This is a genomic window from Paenibacillus flagellatus (genome assembly GCF_003217775.1).
Classification (GTDB): domain Bacteria; phylum Bacillota; class Bacilli; order Paenibacillales; family NBRC-103111; genus Paenibacillus_AB; species Paenibacillus_AB flagellatus.
Map to the genome: position 1 here is coordinate 115,632 of NZ_QJVJ01000018.1, position 19,867 is coordinate 135,498.

The following is a 19,867-nucleotide window of genomic DNA, read 5'->3' on the forward strand; positions in this document are numbered from 1 at the left end:
ACCTCCCTTTCGGCGAAAGTCGGGAGGCCGATTCTTTCTACGTATATCGACAAAAAAAAGAAACCGTAAACGGCGGCGAAATCGATTCGCGGCGGCGTCCGGCTCTATTTGGCGAAAAGGGAAATGAATTGGTTCACCTTGAACCACAGCCATTCGACGGCTTGGTTCACGCTCTGGATCTCTCCGGAAATTTGCGCGGTCGAGGCGAGGGCATAGTTGCCGTCAATCACGACCAAGTTTCCGTTAATCTTGCCTTGCACTTCGACCTGACCGTTCTCCACGATCAGATTGCCTTCGACGGTCCGCCCTTCGGGCACGACGACCGTATGTCCTTTGACGACGACTTGGTCGAGGTCGCCCTGCAGCGCGAGCTGCGTATCCTGATTCCACATCGACAGGAAGCTGCCGAGCATCACCATGAAGAACACGGCGGCGACCGTGGCGGCCGGATGGCGGCGCGGCCATCTCGTCCAGGCGACGCGCTTGGCCGGTGCCGGCAAGCTCTGCATGATGGAAGCCGTCGTCAGCCCGCTCGGCGGCGCGGCCGGCTTCAGGGAGCGAATCAGCATGCCTGCGCGCTCCAGCTTGGCGTATCGCTGCCGGCATTCCGGGCATGCGGCCATATGCTTCTTCAGCTCCGCCGCCTCGGCCCCGGCGAGTTCACCGTCCAAATAGTCGTGCATCAAAAGGATGGCTTCCTTGCAGTTCATACTTCGTGCCACTCCTTTCCTTACCTTCGGTTCGCATAGTGTCTCGTAATGTACAATACGTGCAAGCATCGAATCCGTTTCATGATCCGCGATTAAAGCAGCGATTCTTTTTCGAGCCGGTCGCGCAAATATTCCCGGCCGCGATGCACGCGCGTCTTGACCGTCGTCACGGGCATATCGAGCACCTCGCTGATCTCCTGCAGCGACATGTCGTGCATGTACCGGAGAATCACGGCCGACTTGTACTTCTCCGGAAGCGAATCGATCGCGCGTCGCACCTGCTCCTGCGTCTCGGACAGAAGCAGCTCCCCCTCCGGCGAACGGTCTCCGCTCGCGAGCATCGAATACCAATCGGTGCCCTCGCTGTCGTTCACCTCCGCGTCCAGCGAATAGGAAGCTTTGCGCTTGCGCAGCCGGTCGATGCACAAATTCGTCCCGATCCGGTAAATCCAAGTCGAAAACTTCTGCGTCTCGTCGTACCGGTTCAAATTCGTGTAGACGCGCAAAAACGTCTCCTGCACGACGTCCTCCGCCTCCTGCACGTTATGCAGCATCCGGTAGGCGAGATGGTAAATCTTATCCTTGTACAAATCGACGAGCTCGCCGAATGCGCGGCGGTCGCCGTTGCGGGCCAGCTTCGCCAGCCTCGTCTCTACAAAATTCACCGACATTCCTCCCATCCCGGTACGCCTTGCGTCGTCTATCCGTCGTCAGCCCGGTTGTCTGACGCCGGAAGCTTCGCCTCCGATACGACGATGCCGAGAAGTATCAACGCCATTCCCGCCCACTGCGCGGGAACGACCCGTTCGCCCAATATGAAAAACGCCCCCGTCACCGCCACCGGCAGCTCCATCGAAGCGAGCATCGCCGCAAGCGAGCTGCCGATCTTCGGGATGCCGATGTTGAACAGCACCGTCGGCAGCACCGATCCGAGCAGGCCGAGCAGCGCCCCCCACAGCAGCAGCGAGCCCGTGTCCGCGCCGAATATCGTATGCGGCGGGTTGATCGCATACAGGACCGGCAGCGCCGCCGTCAGCATGACCGCCGATTTCATGACCGGATGAAGAGTCGTCTCCACTTTGCCGGCCGCGAACAGAAACAAGCTGTACGTACAAGCGGACAACAGCCCGAACGCGACGCCGAGCGGACTCACATCCGTCATACGGGCATCGAACAAATTAACGGCCAGCAGCGTGCCCGCCACGACCAATCCTACCGCGACGAGCTGTTGGGGCTTCGGCCATTTTCGGCCATGGAGGCAATCCATCAAAATCGTGATCCACGTAAATTGGAATAACAGAACGATCGCGAGCGACGCGTCCAGCTCGGACAGCGCGATATTATAGAAGAACGTCGTCAGCGCCAGGCCGAATATGCCGACGAGCGACAGCTTGATCCAAGACTGGCGGAACGGGTTCGCCCACGCTTTCGGGTTCGTTAGCACGAGCAGCCATAAAATGACCGTCCCCATCGTTATTTGGCTCGCGCTCACCTGTACGCCGCTGAACCCGCGCTCGTAAGCCATTTTGATGAACGGGGACAGCATCCCGTAGCTGGCGGCGCCCAGCAGCACCAGCGCGGCGGCGAGCCATCTCGATGCCGATTGCTTCAACGGTTGTCACTCCCCGCAAGTACGGGCGCATTATCCGCGCCTACTACCATTTAGTATAACTGTACCGTTTTTTACGAAAAAAGTCGAGAAACGTTCCGCCACGGAAACGTCTCCCGACTTTGCTCGATTCGATATTCGATTGGCGGACCGGATCAGCCCGTATTGCGCAGGCCGGCGGCGATGCCGTTGATCGTCAGCAGCACCTCGCGCAGCAGCTCCGCCGTTTCCTCCGACCCTTCCGGCTTCGAGCGAAGCTCGGTCAGCAGCTGCACCTGCAAGTAGCTGAGCGGATCGACGTACGGATTGCGCAGCCGGATCGATTCCTGGATGACCGACTGGTTATCCAGTATTTCCTTTTGCCCCGTAATTTCCAGTATGAGCTGCGACGTCAGCGCGTACTCGGAGCGGATTTGCCCGAAAATGCGCGCGCTCGCTTCCCGGTTGCTCGCCATTTGGGCGTATTCTTGCGCGATCAGCAAATCGGCCTTGCCGAGCGCCATTTGCAAATTGTCGATCATCGAGCGGAAGAACGACCAGTTCGCGTACATTTCTTTCAGCTTTTGCAGGTTTTCCGGCTTGCCTTGGTAAAACGTCTGCAGACCGGAGCCCGCCGCGTACCAGGCCGGGAGAAGATACCGGCTTTGCGTCCAGCCGAACACCCACGGGATGGCGCGCAAATCCTCGAACCGGTCGCTGTTTTTCCGCTTCGCCGGGCGGGAGCCGATGTTCAGCTCGCCGATTTCCGGCAGCGGCGTCGATTCCTTGAAAAATTGATAAAAATCCGGATCGCGGAAAATGAGATCCTGGTATTTCGTCTGGGACTGCTCCGAAATCGACCGCATGATCGTTTCGTACTCGCGCTCGTTTTCGTCCTGCTTCGGATGCTTCGCCAGGCGGGCGCTCGCGATGAGCGCGGACGTAGCCTGCTCCAAGCTGCGGTACGCGATCCCCTTCAGGGCGTACCGGGAGGACAGCACCTCGCCCTGCTCCGTAATTTTGATACCGCCGCCGATCGTCTCGGGCGGCTGGGCCATAATGCTCCGGTTAAGCGGCATGCCGCCGCGGCCGAGCGCACCGCCCCGTCCGTGGAAAAACTTCAGCTTCACGTTGTGGCGCTTCGCCACCTTCGTAATTTCCTGCAGCGCGACCCGGAGCTCCCAGTTGGCGGTCAGCACGCCGCCGTCCTTGTTGCTGTCCGAATAGCCGAGCATAATTTCCTGGATGTTGTTGAAGTCCGGAATGCTGTCGCGGTACGCCGGAATGTTGAACAGCGTATCCATGATGCCGGGCGCCGCATGCAGGTCGTCGATCGTCTCGAACAGCGGAGCCGGCTGCAGCGTGCAGCGTACCGTTCCGTCCGCGTCGCGGAGGTACAGTCCGACTTCCTTCGCGAACGTCATGACCTCGAGCAGATCGCTTGCGCCCTGCGTCATGCTGATCAAGTATGTCGTGATGCATTTCGGGCCGAATTCGGCTTGGGCCGCCTTGATCGTCTTGTAGACGTTGATGACTTCCATCGTCGATTCGGAATACTCCAAGTACGGAGACATCAGCGGGCGCGGGTCGTTCAGAAGTCCGGCCAGCAGCTCGATCTTCTCCTGCTCGGACAGCGCCGCGTAATTGTCGGCGATATTCATCCGTTTCAAAATTTCGTTCATCGCGGCTTCGTGCTCTTTGCTATGCTGGCGAACGTCCAAGCCGGCGAGATGGAAGCCGAACAGCTCCACTTGACGGATCAGCTTGCGGATATAAATATCGGCCGTATAATCGGCGTAATGATTGCGCAAGCTGCGGTCGATCAGCCGCAAATCGTCGAGCAGCTCGGCCGGCGACGCGTATTTGGCGCGGCTGTTCCGGGCGGCGTTCGATTGCGTGTTGACGATTTTTTCTACCATATAGGTCAGCTTGATCCGGTACGGCTCTTTGTCGTTGCGCCAGACGTCCTCGGATTTCAGCCGAATATGCTCCTTGTCCGTCTCGATCGAGGCGAGAAGCTCCGGCGACACGTTCGCGATGTTCGTGCTGAAGCTGAGATGGTTCATGAGCCGGACGAGCTGCTGCTCATACTTTTGGAGCGCGAGCTGGCGGTGCATCGTCAGCGTCTCCCAAGTAATCTTCGCCGTCACGGACGGGTTGCCGTCGCGGTCTCCGCCGATCCAGGAGCCGAAGCGCAAAAACGTCGGCACGTTCCATTCGGTATCCGGATAATATTTATGCAAACAGCGTTCCAGCTCTTGATACACTTCCGGAAGGACGTCGAACAACGTCTCGTCGAAGTAGTACAAGCCGTTGCGCACTTCGTCCAAAACGGTCGGCTTCCGGTCGCGAAGCTCGTCGGTTTGCCACAGCGTCAGCACCTCGCTGACCAGCTTCTCCCGCAACTGCTCCCGCTCCCGGTTCGTCAAGGACGGATTGTCCAGCTTCATCACGTCGCTTGCGATCCGCTGATGAATTTCGAGAACGACGCGCCGCGTCGCTTCGGTCGGATGCGCCGTCATGACGAGCTCGAGCGAAATCGTCCCGAGAATGTCCTGCACTTCCTCCGGCGGCACGTTGCTCTTGCGCAGCTCGGCGATAATGCCTTCGATCGAGCCCGGCTGGATGTTCATCTCCGTCGACCGGTCGTAATCGCGCTTGCGGCGAATCCGATGGTTTTGCTCGGCGATGTTGACGAGCTGGAAGTAAATGGCGAAAGCTCGAATGACGTTGTGACGGTTTTCCGGACTAAGCGTGCGGATAATCGTCTTGAAGTCCTGGAACAGCGCCGGCTCCGAGGAAGCGCGGAGCGTCTTGCTCATCTCGCGGATTTGCTCGACCAGGCTGAGCAGCTCCTGCCCGCCCTGATGAATGAGCACCTCGCCCAAAATCGTCGTCAAAAAGCGTACGTCCCGACGCAGCAGATGATGGCTCGAGTTGCCTTGGTTCGCTTCGATAGTCGCTTCAGTCATAATGTTTCCCTCCATCCTTAACCCATTCGCCAAATTTCACGACATTCCTGCTTTAACGCGATAAAAGTTCACTTCTTCTATGTTCATTACCCGCAAACGAGTGCGGGGTATCGCAAACCTTATGTCATCCGTATACACAAAAAAAGACCTCTCGGTCTTATGGTTATGGTGGAGCGGGTGATGGGAATCGAACCCACGCTACCAGCTTGGAAGGCTGGAGTTCTACCATTGAACTACACCCGCATAACGATTCAATTTGCAAAAATGGTCGGGACGACACGATTTGAACATGCGACCCCCTGGTCCCAAACCAGGTGCTCTACCAAGCTGAGCTACGTCCCGTGATGCGTTAGAAAAAAAAGAAATGGCGTGCCCTGAGAGATTCGAACTCCCGACCTTTTGATTCGTAGTCAAACGCTCTATCCGGCTGAGCTAAGGGCACATCTTATGGAGCGGACGACGAGATTCGAACTCGCGACCCTCGCCTTGGCAAGGCGATGCTCTACCACTGAGCCACGTCCGCATATGGGTTGCTGCCGCTTGTCGTCACCGGCACGGTCGCCCGGCCCGATCGCGATCGGAACCGCTTGGGATGCACCGACAATTTAGCGACAAGTGTTATAATAACAGTTTTTGAACCGGAATGCAAATCCTTTTTACAAAAAATTTTTACCAGCCGTTCGAGGCGGTTGACGCGGCGAGGAGCCGTCCCCGGACGACGGTCCGAGGACGATTCCCGGTTGCGCCCGCTGTTAGCCGTTGGCCCTCGCCGGAATCCGGTCGTTGGCGATCATCTCGCCGAACGGGCTGACGAACGCACGCCGACCGTCCGCCGGCGCCTTATGGAGAGCGTCGACCGGCAGAAGCGGAAACAGCAGCTCCGCGACCCGGTAAGCCTCCTCCAGATGCGGATAGCCGGACAAGATGAACGTCTCGATGCCGAGCTCGGCGTACGCCTTCATCCGATCCGCAACCGTCTGCGGATCGCCGACGAGTGCGGTACCCGCTCCGCCGCGCACGAGCCCGATGCCGGCCCACAAGTTCGGGCTGACCTCAAGCGAGGAGCGGTCGCCGAGATGAAGCTGCGTCATTCGCTTCTGCCCTTCCGAATCGAAACGGGCGAAGATGGATTGCGCCGCACGAACCGTATCCTCGTCCAAGTAGCGGATCAAATCTTCGGCCGCTTCCCACGCCTCCGCCTCCGTACGGCGCACGATGACATGGAGCCGGATACCGAACCGGAGCTTGCGCCCTTTCTCCTCCGCGATCCGCTTTACCCGCGCGATTTTGTCGGCCACTTGCTCGGGCGGCTCGCCCCAAGTCAAGTACACGTCGACGTGGTCGGCGGCCACGTCGAGCGCCGCCTCCGAGGAGCCGCCGAAGTAAAGAGGCGGATGCGGCGACTGGATCGGCGGGTATAGCACCTGACCGTTCTCCACCTTCAAATATTCGCCCGAGAACGTCGTCTCCCGGCGCAGTACGCTTTTCCATATCGTCAAAAATTCGTCGGTCAGCGCATACCGGTCGTCGTGGGACAAGAAGACGCCGTCGCCCTTCAGCTCGGCGGGGTCGCCGCCGGTGACGACGTTGATCAGGAGTCGGCCGCCCGACAGCCGGTCGAACGTCGACGCCATGCGGGCCGACAGCGTGGGCGACATCAAGCCGGGGCGAATCGCCACGAGAAATTTCAGCCGCTCCGTCACCGGGATCAAGGAAGCGGCCGTCACCCATGCGTCTTCGCACGATTTGCCGGTCGGCAGCAGCACGCCCCCGAAACCCAAGCTGTCGGCCGCCTTTGCGACTTGGCTCATGTACGGAAAGTCGACCGCCCTCGCACCGATGCTCGTTCCGAGGTACCGGCTGTCCCCATGCGTCGGAATAAACCAAAAAATGTTCATCATCGTCCCGTCCTTTCGTTCTCTATCGTCCATCCGACGATTCACGATCCGTGAACGTCGCGGAGCAGCTTCCATACCGGATCGGTGAGCCTCTCCTTATCCGCGGCCACGTACTGTCCGGCGAAGGCGCGTACCGGGTCGCCCGCGTAAAACCGTTCGTACAGCTCATGCCGGGACCCGAGCGGACTGCCGATCAAATCCCAGGCCAGCTTGAACAGCTGCACCTTCTTCTCCGCCCCCACTCCGGCCCCTTCGAAATACAGTTCGAGCAGCCGGGCGATCGGTCCGCCGAATTCGCTTAAAGTCGACGGCGTCTGGACGAAGCCGCCTCCGCCGACTTGCTGTAAAATATCGATCGCACGGGGATAATAGGTCGTACCGAGACTTCGCGCCGTATCGATAAAGGACGATTCCGGGACGAGCACGCCGGTTTCGTCCGGCTTGGCCCGCACTTCCGAGGCGAGCAGCAGCGCCTTCATCGTATCGATTTGCGTCAACAGCTCGCCCAGCTTCTCCTGAATATGCAGGAAGCCGTTGACTCCGATCGCATCCGCGATGGCGAAGGCGACCCCCGCGACGAACTCCAGCTTCGCCACGAAGCGGACGACGGTCTGATGGAACGCGAGTCCGTTCGCCGTCCGGTTCGTCCGCAGCCGCCAGACGGCGTCCGCATCGCCGTACAGCAGCACCCGCTCCCATGGAACGAGCACGTCGTCGAACAGCAGAACGGCGTCCATTTCATCGTAGCGGGCGCTGAGCGGATGGTCCCGTACGCGCGCGTCGGCGAACGATTCCCGGCAGACGATGTGCAGGCCCGCGCTGTTCGCGGGCACGATGAGCGCATGAGCGTGCTTCCCGTGCTCGTTCGGGAGCCGGTGGAACGAGAAGATGAGGAAATCGTGCGTATACGGCGCTCCCGTCGCGATCATTTTGGCGCCGCGCAGCACGATCCCTTCCTTCGTCTCCTTCACGACGTGCAAATACCGCTCCGCGATCTTCTTGTCGGTCAGCCCTTTCGACCGGTCGATCTGGGGGTCGAGCAGCGACGTCGTCAAAAACAGATCGCGGTCGCGCGCTTCTTTATAGTAGATCGAGATTTTGTCCGCGAACCGGTCGTCCAGCCGAGCGAGCTGCGCCCTCGCGCCGTACCAGCCGGTCACCATCGATCGGGCGTAATCCGACAGCCGGCTCATTACCCCGTGCGTTTCTTTCGCCCAACGGGAAAAGGCGCCGCTGCGGCGCGCGATATGCTCCGGCGTATAAGGGACGAGGAACGAGCCGTGCGCATACCGGCCCGTTTCCGGAACGGCGTACCCGATTTCGTCCCGCGTCCCCGGATCGTCCAGCATGTCGAACAGCCCGGCGATCGTCGCGAGCGTCCCCCGAAATGCCGGGTGGGCGGGCAGATTGTTCACCCGCTCCCCTCCGAGCCATACGTTCCGGCCGTCGTTCAATCCGGCGATAAACGTCTGTCCCCGCGATGCCGCCGTCATCCCGCCGCCCCGCTTCCTTGCTCCCAGTATCGGCCGAGCGTCTCCGCGAACCGGGTCAAGTAGTCCGCGTCCGTCCGGTCGAATCGGGCGATCTGCGGGCTGTCGATGTCGAGGACGCCGACGATACGCCCCCCGCTGCGAAGCGGGACGACGATTTCCGAGTTGGACGCGCCGTCGCAGGCGATATGGCCGGGAAAGCGATGCACGTCGTCGACGACGATCGTCTCGCCGCGGCTTACCGCCGTACCGCACACGCCGCGGCCGACCGGAATGCGGATGCAGGCGGGAAGCCCTTGAAACGGCCCGAGAACGAGCTCGTCGCCCTCGAGCACGTAAAAGCCGACCCAATTGATGTCGTCCAAAAATTGGTTGAGCAGCGCCGCCGCGTTCGCGAGATTGGCGACGCGGTTCGGCTCGCCTTCCACGAGCCCGACCAATTGGCGGATCACCGTTTCGTAGTTGTCCTCGCGGGTCCCCTTGTAATGGTGCTTGACGAACATGATATCGGCCCTCACGCTCCTCTTGTCTCAAACGTTATACACATGGTACGTGCCGTTCAAATGCCAGCTTCCCGCATGATGCAGCTTCAGCCGCGCCGGATCGTGCAGCGTATGGATGCGCACGTTGCGCCAATGCCGGTCGAGATTGTACTTCCGGTCCATCGACGACGTTCCGGCCACCTCGAACAGCGCGTTCGTCGTCTCGATCGCGACTTCGGTGGCGACATATTTGGCCGAGTCGACGGCGAGCGTCGCCTTGCCGGCCGTTTCCTCGTTCAAATCGAGCTCCGCCTCGTCGATCAATACGGCGGCCTTCTCGAGAAGCGCTTCGGCCGCATGAAGCCGGATGCCGAGCTCGCCGAACCGGCGGATCAGATCGGGGTCGTCGGACGCGCGCTCATAGCCGCTTTTGAACGCCGGGCGGGTTTTCTCCCGGACGAAGCGGGCCGCGTCCGCAAGCGCTTCCCGGGCGATGCCCACGTCGATCGCGGCATGCATGATTTGACCGAACGCGGAAAAGATTTGCGGCTTCTCGAAAATGCGCCAATGCGGCAAAACGTGCGCCTCCGGCACCCGGACACCGCGAAGAATGACGCTGCCGCTCGCGGTCGTCCGCTGGCCGATCCCCGTCCAATCGTCAACGACTTCGACGCCTTCGCCATGGCGAGGCACGAACGCGGTCACCCGCCGGTCCTCTTCATCCATCGCCGTAACGGGGATCCAATGCGCATACAGCGCTCCCGTCGAATAATATTTGCTCCCCGACAACCGGAAGCCGCCCGCTCCGTCCGCCTCGATCCGCGTCCTCGATTCCTTCAAGCTGCGGATGCCCCGCTCCGCCAGCGCGTTGCCGAGCTGCGCTCCCTTCAGCACTTCGCCGAAGAAAAACCGCTTCTGCTCCTCCGTCCCGACCAGCTCGACCGTTTTGACGAAAAAATGATGGTTTTGCGGAATTTGCCCGAGCGAGCCGTCCGCGGCGGAGATGAGCTTGAACACCTCCGTCAGCGTCCGGGTCGAGACGCCGGGCCCGCCGTACGCCTTCGGCACGACCAGCCCGAGCAGCCCGCTCTCGCCGAGCCGGCGAAGCGGCTCGAACGGCAGCTCCCGGTACCGGTCGCGGCGGCTCGCTCCGTCCCGGATCGACTCGGCGTACGCCTTGGCGGCTTCGATCGCCTCCTCGTCCCCGGACAATACCTTCGCCCGCTTCCGGTCGGTGAAGAAGCCGGCGGGGACGTCCGCTACGGCGTATGGCGATACCGCTTCGTCGCCGGGCGCCTCGACGCCGCCTTCCTTCACGATCGCGAGCGCCGACTCGTACCGGGTGCGATCCGTCGCGGCGGTCAGGTCGATATCCCGCTCCAGAAAGCCCCTCGCCCGCATGAACCGATTGAACCGCTCCAGCAGCTCGAGCTTCTCCGCCGTCGGTTCCGGATCGAGCTGGGCGTGCAGCCGGTCGCCATGGGCCTCCTCGACCGACCGTTCGGCGATGCCCCATTCCTCGGCGATCAGCCGATTCGCTTCGAGCCGGCGATGCCGGGCCCATTCCGCCGCTTGCCGCATATGGGCGACGATCCGGTCCGCCTCGGCGAGCGGCTCGGGCGGGAGCCCGGCCGGGATCGTGAAGACGAGCACGGCCCGGTCGAACGGCGGCTCGACCGCCCCTTCGGCCCGGCCATCGGCCTCGGCGGCGAATGCGAAGCCGTCCAGCGCGCGAAGGCCGAGCGCCGCCTGCAGCGCGCAGCCCGCAGCGCCGCCGGCGTACACCGCATCGGCCTCGCCGACGTACAGCGCCTGCGCGAGGCGCCCCGCGGCCTCCGCCTCGTCCGCCGCCGCGGGCAGGTCGAGCCAGCGCACGTCGCCGCGCGTCAGACCGACCGCGCGCAGCGCCGCTTCCGTGCGCCGGACGGCGGCGTCGCGCCGCGGGTCGCCGAACGCGCCGCCGGGCCGGCTCGGTAGGCCGAGCCGGGCGCCGCGCAGATCCCGCGTCGAGCGGAGCGCCGAGTCGGGGCGGACGAGCAGTCGGTCGCGCCGATCGACCGCGGCGATGCCGACGATCGTCCGCGGCTCGCCGCCGGCCAGCGCGAGGAGGGCCGCGTACGCGTCGTCGCAGCGGAGCTCGAACGGCGCATGCGAGCCGACTCGCACGCGCAGCCCGCTCCGATCGGCCGCAAGCTCAAGCGCGACGCCGCGCCTTCTGGCGTCCGCCCGCAGCTCGCCGAGCTGCCAGGCGAGGCCGAGCGCCGTCGGGGCGAGCTCGCGTACGGCCGGTATGCTGTGAAGCTGAATCGACATCGTTCATCCTCCTTAAATCGGCGATGCGGATCGGCGGTACCGCGCCCCCGGATGATCGTCCGGCAGTCGAACGACACCACCCCCGAACAAGCGTTCCCTCAAGGTCGTCTCCTCATATTCCTCCCGGAACAGCCCCCGCCGCTGCAGCACGGGAACGACGAGCTCGACGAAGTCGCGCAGCGTCCCCGGCGAGACGAACTGCGTCACGTTGAAGCCGTCGATGCCGGTCTCCTCCACCCAATATTGCAGCTTGTCGGCGACCTCCTCCGGCGTGCCGGCGACGAACAAGCCGCGCCCTCCGATTGTCCCGAGCGTTTCGATCACTTCCCGGACCTTTTTCCTCGTCGGGCTATGCTTCGTGAATTGGGCGGCCGACGTCCGCCCATGATCGGTCTCTACGTAGTCCAAGTAATCGTCCGGATCGTATGCGGACAAATCATACCCGCTTCCACCGCCGTAATGGGCCAGCACGCCTTCCACGCTGTACAGCCGCTTGTAGTCCTCGTACTTGCGCTCCGCCTCCTCCTTCGTCCGTCCGACGATGACGGATACGCCCGCGAACAGCTTCAGACAGTCCGGACTGCGCCCGAACGACCGCACCTGCCGGCGGATATCCGCCGCATATTCGCGCAGCTTCTCCACCGTACCGCCCCCGAGAAACACCGCCTCCGCATGCTTGGCGGCGAACGCGCGCCCTCTCACCGAGGTGCCGGCCTGATACAGGACCGGCGTCCGCTGCGGGGAGGGCTCGCTCAGATGCGGCCCCGGCACCCGGAAGTAGCGGCCCTCGTGATCGATCGTATGCACTTTGTCCGGATCGGTGTACGTCTGCGTCTCCACGTCCCGTACGACCGCGTCGTCCTCCCAGCTGCTCTCCCACAGCTTGTAGACGACCTCCAAATATTCGTCCGCGATTTCGTACCGCTCGTCGTGGCGCACCATCCGGTCCAGCCCGAAGTTGCGCGCGGCACTCGGCAAGTACGAGGTGACGACGTTCCAAGCGATCCTCCCTTTCGTCAAATGATCGAGCGTGGACATGCGGCGCGCGTGTGCAAATGGGTGTTCGTATGTGGTCGAGAACGTCACGGCAAAGCCGAGATGCTTCGTCACGAGCGCCATCGGCGGAACGACGAAAAACGGGTCGTTGCACGGCAGCTGGACCGACTCGCGCAGCGCCGTCTCGTCTCCCTGCTTGTAGACGTCGTAGACGCCGACGACGTCCGCCAGAAACAGCGCGTCGAATTTGCCCCGCTCCAGCAGCTGCGCAAGCTCCGTCCAGTAGTCGAGATCGGTGTACCGGTGCCGGTTGTTGTCCGGATGCCGCCACAGCCCGTGCGCCAAATGACCGACGCAATTCATCTCGAACGCATTCAGGTGAATTTTTTTTGCCACCAACGGGTACCTCCTCTACAGCCGTTTGTCGAGCTTGCGGACGATGTAGTTGCCCGTGAACTGGAACAGCTGCACGAACAGCACCATGATGACGATCGTGACGAACATGACGTCGGTCTGATACCGGTAATAGCCGTACCGGATGGCGAAATCGCCGATGCCGCCCCCGCCGACCAGCCCCGCCACGGTCGAATACGACAAGAAGCTGACGGTCACGATCGTCACCGCGTTGGCGATGCCCGAGCGGGCTTCCGTGTAAAGCACCTTCCAGACGATTTGCATCCGGTTCGCGCCCATCGATTCCGCCGCCTCCACCACGCCGCGGTTGACGTCGAGCAAAATTTGCTCGATAAACCGGGCGAAGTACGGCACCGCGTTGATGATCATCGGAACGGTCGCCGCCGTCGTGCCGAGCGCGGTCCCGACGATGAGCCGGGTGAACGGAATGATCGCGATCATCAGAATGAGAAACGGGAACGAGCGGATCAAATTGACGATGCCGTTCAAGAGGACGTAGAACCGCGGGGCTTTTAAAAACGACCCCGGCCGGGTCAGGAACAAAATGGTGCCGAGCGGCGTCCCGATGACGACCGCGATCGGTATCGTCAGCACGAGCATGTAGAACGTCTCGCCGAGCGCCTGCAGCAGCTCCGGCCATGCATAGAGGACGTTGTCAAGCATAGACGGCCTCCCTCGCTTCGAGTGCGATTTCGTTTTGGAACAAAAACTGCGCGATCGGCGATTGCGGCACGATATGGGCTTCGCGCAAATCGAACTTCTCCACGACGCGTCCGTTCTCCATAACGGCGACTTTATCGCAAATCGCCTTGACGACGTTCATCTCGTGCGTGACGATGACGATCGTAATGCCCAGCTTCTCGTTGATCTCCTTCAGCGAGGCGAGGATGCTCCCCGTCGTCTGCGGATCGACCGACGACGTCGGCTCGTCGCACAGGAGCACCTTCGGCTTGTTGGCGAGCGCCCGGGCGATGGCGACGCGCTGCTTTTGGCCGCCGCTCAATTTCGCCGGATACGCCTTCGCCTTGTCGAGCAGACCGACCGTCTCCAAGCATTCCTCGATCCGGCGCTTCCGGTCCGCCTTCGGCACTTTGGCGATTTCCAGCGGAAACGACACGTTTTCGTACACCGTCAAATTGCTGAGCAAATGGAAATGCTGAAAGATCATGCCGATCGACAGCCTTCGCTGCCGCAGCTCGCGAATCGACAGCTTCGTCAAGTCCTCGCCGTCGACCGTTACCGTCCCTTCATCCGGTCTTTCCAGCAGGTTGATCATCCGCAGCAGCGTCGATTTGCCCGCCCCGCTGAACCCGATCAATCCGAATATGTCGCCCTGGCCGATGTCGAGCGACACGGAGGATACCGCTTGCAGCGGCCCGCCCGGCGTGGAAAACGTCTTGCTTACTTGATGCAGCGCGATCATCGTTCACCGCTCCTTTCGAATTCATGGCTGTTTGTCTTGCTCCTACTTTTTGTTCAAATCGTCGAGAAACTGGATCGCGTCGCCGTATTTCGATTTGTAAAAATCTTTGACCGCCTGGCTCTCGTACGCCTTTTGCAGCGCTTTGATTTTCGGCGTGCCGACCAGATCTTTATGAACCGCGACGATCGACTTGTACGGAAGACCTTCCCCGGTCTCGACGGCCAGCGAATCCGTCTTCGGATTCAAGCCGATTTGGATCGCCGTGCCGGCGAACAGGAAGCCGACGTCGACGTCATCCAGCGTCCGCTGCAGCATGAGCTGGTCCACCTCCTTGAACTTGAACTTGTGCGGGTTGTCGGTAATGTCCTTAAGCGTCGTATGGATGACGTCCACGCCGTCCTTCAGCTTGAGCAGACCGAGATCGCGGAGCATGAAAAGCGCGCGGCCGTTGTTGGCCGGATCGACCGGGATGCCGATCGTGGCACCGTCCGGCACCTCCTTGAACGACTTGTATTTTTTTGAATACAGCCCCGACGGCGTAAAGATCGTGTAGAAGGCGCGGGTCACGTTTTTCAAGCCGTGATCCGCTACGAATTGGTCGAAATACGCTTCATGCTGGAACGAATTGCTGTCCGCCTGCTTGTCGTTCACCATTTTGTTCGGTTGAATGATGTCGTTGACGACGACGTGCTCGAGCGTGTAGCCGTCTTTGGCCAGCTCTTTCTTGAGAATGTTGACGATATCGCCGTTAAAGCCGCTATCGCTCATAATGTGGCGAATCACTTTGTCTTCGCCCTTGCCTGTGGTCGAATCGGGGGCGGGCGAAGCCCCCGCCGATGCCGGAGGCTGCTGCTGCCCGCAGGCTGCAGCCAGCATGAGCGAGAATGCGAATATGAGGAATAACGCCGTTTTTCTCATCCTTTGGTACACTCCTTTGGATCGGATTCCGGTTCGGTACGAAAAATACAACGAAGGCATCCTCCCGTACGCCGTGTACGGGCGAATGCCTCCAGTGGACTGGTCAACACCGTCTAATCGTTTATTGAAATGGAATGCCGGAACCGGATTATCGTTATCGGTTGTCCGCTACCGCTTCTTCGCTGCGGTCCGTGGCCAGAGGCGGCTCCGGCGTAAGGGCCGAGATGGCGCGCCGCCATTCGGGCGTCAGCGGCACCTTGAGTGCCGCCAAGGACGGCTCCAGCTGCTCCACGCTCCGGGCGCCGATAATCGGCGCGGTTATCCCCGGATGTCCGAGCACCCAAGCGACCGCGAGCGTGGCGGGGTGCAGGCCGTGCGACGCCGCGTGCTCGGCGAATCGCTGCGCGGTTTCGTAGTACGCCTCGTCGCCATAGCGCAGCGCGTAGTTGCGCTGCTCGACCAGACGGCCGGTTTGCGGCTTGGTGCCGACGCCGTATTTGCCGGTCAAGAGGCCGCCTCCGAGCGGGCTGTAGCTGATGACGCCGAGCTGCTCGGCCTGGGCGAGCGGCAGCAGCTCCACCTCCGCCTGCCGCTTGACCAAATTGTACATCGGCTGGATGAGCTCGAACCGGGCCAAGCTTTCCTTCGCCGCGATGCCGAGCGCCTTGGCGATTTGCCAGGCCGCCCAGTTGCTGACCGCCGGGTACAAAATTTTCCCGTCCCGCTGCAAGTCGTCGAGCGCCCGGACCGTCTCCTCGATCGGCGTAAGCGGGTCGAACCGATGAACGAAGTAAAACTCGAGCCGGTCCGTCCTCAACCGCCGCAAGCTGCTCTCCACCTGGCGGACGAGATGTCTGCGCGAAGCGCCACGATCGTTGGGCCCCGAACCGGTCGGAAAACCGGCCTTCGACGTGAGCACAAGCTCCTCCCGACTGCCCGCGATCAGCTCGCCCAATATGTCCTCGGACCGCCCTTCGTTATACACATCCGCCGTATCGAAAAAGTTGATGCCGACTTCCCGGCATCGGCGGAACATCGCCCGGGATTCGTCCTTGTCGGCGATACCGCCGAACGACATCGTGCCGAAACATAAGTTCGACACTTGAATGCCCGTCTTGCCGACCGTTCTGAATTGTACCATAGCTCCTCCTTATACGGACGCGGTTGCACGGCGCCGGTATCGGGCGGCCGGATGATGGTCCGGCAGCAGCCGATGGCCCGGTCCGAACAGCTTCTCCCGGAGCGTCCCCTCTTCGTAATCGCGCTTGTAAATGCCTCTCCGCTGCAGCTCCGGCACGACGAGCTCGACGAACTCCCGCAAGCTGCCCGGCGTGATCAGATGGGCGAGATTGAAGCCGTCGATGCCCGTCTGCTCGACCTTCTCCTGCATGTAATCCGCCACTTCCTTCGGCGTCCCGACGCATACCCAACCTTGGCCGCCCAACGTTCCGATCCGGTCCATCACTTCGCGTACCGTCAGCTTTTTCGAGGCGAATTTCGTGAACTGGGCCGCCCTTGTCTGACCGTGATCGGTGTTCCGGTATTCCAGATACGAATCCGGATCGTAGGCGGCCAGATCGTAGCCGCTCGACCCCGCGAATTGGGCGATCGCCGCTTCCCGGCTCCACAGGCTTGAATACTGCTCCAGCTTCAGCTGTGCTTCCTCCTTCGTCTCGGCGACAATGACGTTGAGACCCGTAAACATTTTGACACTTTGCGGATCGCGTCCGAGCTTCTCCGCCTGCTGTCGAATGTCGTCCACGTAAAATTTCAACGTCTCGTTCGTCTGGCCTCCGACGAATACGCATTCCGCGTGCTTCGCCGCGAACGCCCGCCCCCTTTCGGAGCTTCCCGCTTGATACAGCACCGGCGTCCTTTGCGGGGACGGCTCGCTTAGGTGCGGGCCGGGGACTTTGAAGAACGTGCCGTCATGGTGAATTTTATGTACCTTGGACGGCTCCGTATACACGTTTCGTGCGGCATCGCGAACGACCGCGTCCTCCTCCCAGCTTCCTTCCCACAGCTTGTAAGCCACCTCCAGAAACTCGTCGGCCCGTTCATATCGCGTATCGTGCCGGATCATTTCGGACAGCCCATAATTTTGGGCCGCATTCGGCAAGTACGAGGTGACGATATTCCACGCCAATCGCCCTTTCGTCAAATGGTCGAGCGTCGAAAAGCGGCGCGCATGCGCATACGGGTGCTCGTAGGTCGTCGTCACCGTCACGGCGAAGGACAGATGCTTCGTCGCGTAAGCCATCGCCGGCACGATGAGCGCCGGGTCGTTTAACGGCACTTGTACGCCGTCGCGAATGGCCGGGGCCCCGCTTTGCCGGTACACGTCGTAAATGCCCGCGACGTCGGCCAGGAATAAGGCGTCGAATTTGCCCCGCTCGAGCAGCCGGGCGATCTCCACCCAATAGTCCAAATCTTTGTACCGGTGCCGTTCGTTATCCGGATGTTTCCATAAGCCGTGAGAATTATGCATCGCGCCGTTCATATCGAACGCATTCATGAAAATCGTTTTGCCCATCCTTGTCGCCTCCCGTCTTCTCGTCCTGGCGGTTCCAAGCAACTTGGGATTGATAATATTACGAATATTCCGATGTGTCAAGTAGGATTTATGGTTGAAATTGACCGCATTTGCTTGTAGACTGGGTTCCAGAACGAAGCGTCAAACACCGTGTCGGGCGATGGCTCCATTTTTTTAGACAATGGCGAATCGGGGAGGAGAACGGAATGACAAACGGGAAAAAACGATACTCTATGGAGGACAAAATCCGTGTCGTCTGCTCGATGCTGCTGAACGACCGAACCTGCGAGGAGCTTGCGGCCGAGCTGGGCGTTCGTCCGGAACGGATCGCCCGGATGAAGCGCGACGTGTGCGCTCATCTGCTCCGGAAGGTGTCGTCGTCGCAAGCAGCCGGGCAGGTCGAACCGGACCCAAGCCATCGGCAACAATCCGAAGCTGCGAAATGTTACGAAAAGCTCGAGTGGTTGAAACAAACGGTAGCCGCCCGCACCGACCGCAAGGAACGTACCGCTTGGATCGACCGATCGCCGGCCGCCTTGCCTCTCCGCGTTCAAACCGAGCTGCTCGGTTTAAACCGTTCGACCTTGTACTATCGTCCGGCCCAGCGGGAGGATCCGATCAAACGCAAGGTCGCGGAGGTACAGACGCGTTATCCCTACCTGGGCTCCCGCCGAATCACGAAGCTGCTGCAGCGGGAAGGTATGGCCGCCAACCGGTCTACCGTACGGCGCTATATGCAGCAATCGGAACCGGCCGGCCACGGCAAGTCGTCCGCCCTCGCGACCAACAAGAGCATGGAGTATCAGCTTTACGCGTTCTTGAACCGCCAAGCCAATCCCGAAACGACGCGAGATCCGGTAGAATTGGACATTCCATCCGTTCGCTTGCAGTACGGATGGATGGACGTATTCGGCGGATACCATTAGCGTTCGAACGACGAGAAGAGACGCTCCTCGTGTCTAACATTTTGAATCCGCGGGAAGGCTAAGACAACCAGGGGGCTTCACGAAACCGGGTAAATTTTTTTCTGCATCAACAGCGCCCCGTTGCAATCGTTTCTCTTTTCGACCCGAGAGGAGGCGGGGAAACTCGGAAAACTCTGTCCCTAACCCCCGCCCTCGCCGTCTGCTTCCCGTGATAAAAAAGAGACTAGAAAAACAAAAAAACCCTTGATCGCTCAAGGGTTACCGTTCGTTGAATGCGCGTGGAGGGACTTGAACCCCCACGGTCGCCCGCTAGATCCTAAGTCTAGTGCGTCTGCCAATTCCGCCACACGCGCGTTTGGACAAACATGGTGAGCCATGTAGGACTCGAACCTACGACACCCTGATTAAAAGTCAGGTGCTCTACCAACTGAGCTAATGGCTCATAAAAACCCACAGAGCTTGTACTCTTGCGAAATACAGGCTCTATGGGAGCTTGTACTGGGGATCTAGGATTCGAACCTAGGAATGACGGAGTCAAAGTCCGTTGCCTTACCGCTTGGCTAATCCCCATTATGTATATACTGGTGCCGGCGAGAGGACTTGAACCCCCAACCTACTGATTACAAGTCAGTTGCTCTACCAATTGAGCTACACCGGCTTTCGGTCGTCATGGTGGACGCTGACGGGATCGAACCGCCGACCCTCTGCTTGTAAGGCAGATGCTCTCCCGGCTGAGCTAAGCGTCCGCACTGCTCTATTAGATTGTCCCGATCTTAAGCAATTATGCATGAAATCGGGAAATTTCTCGATAAAAGGAAAGTGACCCGTAGGGGATTCGAACCCCTGTTACCTCCGTGAAAGGGAGGTGTCTTAACCCCTTGACCAACGGGCCGTGCATCGCTCCCTATAGGGGCGAGTAAGCTTCCAACCGGGATCGAACCGGTGACCTCATCCTTACCATGGATGCACTCTACCTACTGAGCTATGGAAGCATGGCTCCCCGAACAGGACTCGAACCTGTGACAACTCGGTTAACAGCCGAGTGCTCTACCGACTGAGCTATCAGGGAATAAGGCGACCCGCTTGGCAACGTCCTACTCTCCCAGGACCCTGCGGTCCAAGTACCATCGGCGCTGGAGGGCTTAACGGTCGTGTTCGGGATGGGAACGCGTGGATCCCCTCCGCCATCATCACCAAACGGATT

At 60.7% G+C, this 19,867-nt stretch carries 15 protein-coding genes, 12 tRNA genes and 1 rRNA gene; 1 reads left to right on the plus strand and 27 read right to left on the minus strand.

What is annotated here, in order from left to right; translation table 11 throughout:
• Window positions 1-104: 104 nt before the first annotated feature.
• The 18 genes from DLM86_RS29185 to DLM86_RS29270 form a co-directional block, all read right to left on the minus strand.
• Entirely contained in the window at window positions 105-710 is a 606-nt protein-coding gene (locus DLM86_RS29185; protein ID WP_110843590.1) for a zf-HC2 domain-containing protein, read from the minus strand.
• 92 nt (window positions 711-802) lie between these two features.
• The gene (gene sigW / locus DLM86_RS29190; RefSeq protein ID WP_110843605.1) at window positions 803-1,375 is read right to left on the minus strand and encodes an RNA polymerase sigma factor SigW; all 573 of its coding nucleotides are present in this window, start codon (window positions 1,373-1,375) and stop codon (window positions 803-805) included.
• A 35-nt stretch (window positions 1,376-1,410) separates the two neighbouring features.
• Window positions 1,411-2,322 (minus strand): DMT family transporter, encoded by a 912-nt coding sequence (locus tag DLM86_RS29195; RefSeq protein ID WP_245954994.1) that lies wholly within the window; start codon window positions 2,320-2,322, stop codon window positions 1,411-1,413.
• A 152-nt stretch (window positions 2,323-2,474) separates the two neighbouring features.
• Window positions 2,475-5,270: a phosphoenolpyruvate carboxylase gene (gene ppc, locus DLM86_RS29200; protein WP_110843591.1), complete on the minus strand. Its 2,796-nt coding sequence runs from the start codon at window positions 5,268-5,270 to the stop codon at window positions 2,475-2,477.
• Window positions 5,271-5,439: 169 nt separating this feature from the next.
• Window positions 5,440-5,513: transfer RNA gene (locus DLM86_RS29205), tRNA-Gly, on the minus strand.
• 22 nt (window positions 5,514-5,535) lie between these two features.
• Window positions 5,536-5,612, minus strand: a tRNA-Pro gene (locus DLM86_RS29210).
• A gap of 23 nt (window positions 5,613-5,635) precedes the next feature.
• Window positions 5,636-5,712 (minus strand) — tRNA-Arg (locus tag DLM86_RS29215).
• Between the two features lie 6 nt (window positions 5,713-5,718).
• Window positions 5,719-5,793: transfer RNA gene (locus DLM86_RS29220), tRNA-Gly, on the minus strand.
• A gap of 229 nt (window positions 5,794-6,022) precedes the next feature.
• A complete protein-coding gene (gene ssuD, locus DLM86_RS29225; RefSeq protein WP_110843607.1) occupies window positions 6,023-7,168 on the minus strand; it encodes an FMNH2-dependent alkanesulfonate monooxygenase in 1,146 nt (381 codons plus the stop codon).
• Between the two features lie 41 nt (window positions 7,169-7,209).
• Window positions 7,210-8,661, minus strand: coding sequence for a 4-hydroxyphenylacetate 3-hydroxylase family protein (locus DLM86_RS29230; protein ID WP_110843592.1), 1,452 nt, complete (start codon window positions 8,659-8,661; stop codon window positions 7,210-7,212).
• Complete coding sequence (locus DLM86_RS29235; protein ID WP_110843593.1) at window positions 8,658-9,161, minus strand: GAF domain-containing protein; 504 nt, start codon at window positions 9,159-9,161, stop codon at window positions 8,658-8,660. The genes DLM86_RS29230 and DLM86_RS29235 overlap by 4 nt, the downstream gene beginning before the upstream one ends.
• A 27-nt stretch (window positions 9,162-9,188) precedes the next feature.
• Window positions 9,189-11,453, minus strand: a complete 2,265-nt coding sequence (locus tag DLM86_RS32560; RefSeq protein ID WP_211326603.1) for an SfnB family sulfur acquisition oxidoreductase — start codon at window positions 11,451-11,453, stop codon at window positions 9,189-9,191.
• A gap of 12 nt (window positions 11,454-11,465) precedes the next feature.
• Window positions 11,466-12,845, minus strand: coding sequence for an LLM class flavin-dependent oxidoreductase (locus DLM86_RS29245; RefSeq protein ID WP_110843609.1), 1,380 nt, complete (start codon window positions 12,843-12,845; stop codon window positions 11,466-11,468).
• Between the two features lie 15 nt (window positions 12,846-12,860).
• Window positions 12,861-13,526, minus strand: coding sequence for a methionine ABC transporter permease (locus tag DLM86_RS29250; protein ID WP_110843594.1), 666 nt, complete (start codon window positions 13,524-13,526; stop codon window positions 12,861-12,863).
• Window positions 13,519-14,286 carry a methionine ABC transporter ATP-binding protein gene (locus DLM86_RS29255; protein ID WP_110843595.1) on the minus strand — a complete coding sequence of 256 codons (768 nt, stop codon included), beginning with the start codon at window positions 14,284-14,286 and terminating at the stop codon, window positions 13,519-13,521. The genes DLM86_RS29250 and DLM86_RS29255 overlap by 8 nt, the downstream gene beginning before the upstream one ends.
• A gap of 42 nt (window positions 14,287-14,328) precedes the next feature.
• Window positions 14,329-15,204, minus strand: a complete 876-nt coding sequence (locus tag DLM86_RS29260; RefSeq protein WP_158289716.1) for a MetQ/NlpA family ABC transporter substrate-binding protein — start codon at window positions 15,202-15,204, stop codon at window positions 14,329-14,331.
• Window positions 15,205-15,358: 154 nt separating this feature from the next.
• Window positions 15,359-16,345: an aldo/keto reductase gene (locus DLM86_RS29265; protein WP_110843597.1), complete on the minus strand. Its 987-nt coding sequence runs from the start codon at window positions 16,343-16,345 to the stop codon at window positions 15,359-15,361.
• Between the two features lie 9 nt (window positions 16,346-16,354).
• Window positions 16,355-17,737, minus strand: a complete 1,383-nt coding sequence (locus DLM86_RS29270; protein WP_110843598.1) for an LLM class flavin-dependent oxidoreductase — start codon at window positions 17,735-17,737, stop codon at window positions 16,355-16,357.
• A gap of 206 nt (window positions 17,738-17,943) precedes the next feature.
• On the opposite strand from DLM86_RS29270, the gene DLM86_RS29275 reads away from it, so the two are divergent.
• Complete coding sequence (locus DLM86_RS29275) at window positions 17,944-18,663, plus strand: IS3 family transposase (RefSeq protein ID WP_110843599.1); 720 nt, start codon at window positions 17,944-17,946, stop codon at window positions 18,661-18,663.
• Window positions 18,664-18,936: 273 nt separating this feature from the next.
• Here DLM86_RS29275 and DLM86_RS29280 read toward each other — a convergent pair.
• From DLM86_RS29280 to rrf, 9 genes are all read right to left on the minus strand, one after another.
• A tRNA-Leu gene (locus DLM86_RS29280) sits at window positions 18,937-19,016 on the minus strand.
• 13 nt (window positions 19,017-19,029) lie between these two features.
• Window positions 19,030-19,105, minus strand: a tRNA-Lys gene (locus DLM86_RS29285).
• A gap of 56 nt (window positions 19,106-19,161) precedes the next feature.
• Window positions 19,162-19,233 (minus strand) — tRNA-Gln (locus tag DLM86_RS29290).
• A 12-nt stretch (window positions 19,234-19,245) separates the two neighbouring features.
• Window positions 19,246-19,321 (minus strand) — tRNA-Thr (locus tag DLM86_RS29295).
• A gap of 12 nt (window positions 19,322-19,333) precedes the next feature.
• A tRNA-Val gene (locus tag DLM86_RS29300) sits at window positions 19,334-19,409 on the minus strand.
• Window positions 19,410-19,483: 74 nt separating this feature from the next.
• Window positions 19,484-19,555, minus strand: a tRNA-Glu gene (locus DLM86_RS29305).
• Between the two features lie 27 nt (window positions 19,556-19,582).
• Window positions 19,583-19,655, minus strand: a tRNA-Thr gene (locus DLM86_RS29310).
• Window position 19,656: 1 nt separating this feature from the next.
• Window positions 19,657-19,732: transfer RNA gene (locus DLM86_RS29315), tRNA-Asn, on the minus strand.
• A 12-nt stretch (window positions 19,733-19,744) separates the two neighbouring features.
• Window positions 19,745-19,861: ribosomal RNA gene (gene rrf / locus DLM86_RS29320) — 5S ribosomal RNA — on the minus strand.
• Window positions 19,862-19,867: the final 6 nt, after the last annotated feature.

Bases quoted from the DNA above. Each gene is read 5' to 3' on its own strand.
- DLM86_RS29260 (WP_158289716.1), bottom strand. From the start codon at position 15,204: ATGAGAAAAACGGCGTTATTCCTCATATTCGCATTCTCGCTCATGCTG.
- DLM86_RS29255 (WP_110843595.1), bottom strand. From the start codon at position 14,286: ATGATCGCGCTGCATCAAGTAAGCAAGACGTTTTCCACGCCGGGCGGG.
- DLM86_RS29275 (WP_110843599.1), top strand. From the start codon at position 17,944: ATGACAAACGGGAAAAAACGATACTCTATGGAGGACAAAATCCGTGTC.
- DLM86_RS29230 (WP_110843592.1), bottom strand. From the start codon at position 8,661: ATGACGGCGGCATCGCGGGGACAGACGTTTATCGCCGGATTGAACGAC.
- ssuD (WP_110843607.1), bottom strand. From the start codon at position 7,168: ATGAACATTTTTTGGTTTATTCCGACGCATGGGGACAGCCGGTACCTC.
- DLM86_RS29235 (WP_110843593.1), bottom strand. From the start codon at position 9,161: ATGTTCGTCAAGCACCATTACAAGGGGACCCGCGAGGACAACTACGAA.
- DLM86_RS32560 (WP_211326603.1), bottom strand. From the start codon at position 11,453: ATGTCGATTCAGCTTCACAGCATACCGGCCGTACGCGAGCTCGCCCCG.
- DLM86_RS29270 (WP_110843598.1), bottom strand. From the start codon at position 17,737: ATGGGCAAAACGATTTTCATGAATGCGTTCGATATGAACGGCGCGATG.
- DLM86_RS29185 (WP_110843590.1), bottom strand. From the start codon at position 710: ATGAACTGCAAGGAAGCCATCCTTTTGATGCACGACTATTTGGACGGT.
- ppc (WP_110843591.1), bottom strand. From the start codon at position 5,270: ATGACTGAAGCGACTATCGAAGCGAACCAAGGCAACTCGAGCCATCAT.
- DLM86_RS29250 (WP_110843594.1), bottom strand. From the start codon at position 13,526: ATGCTTGACAACGTCCTCTATGCATGGCCGGAGCTGCTGCAGGCGCTC.
- DLM86_RS29265 (WP_110843597.1), bottom strand. From the start codon at position 16,345: ATGGTACAATTCAGAACGGTCGGCAAGACGGGCATTCAAGTGTCGAAC.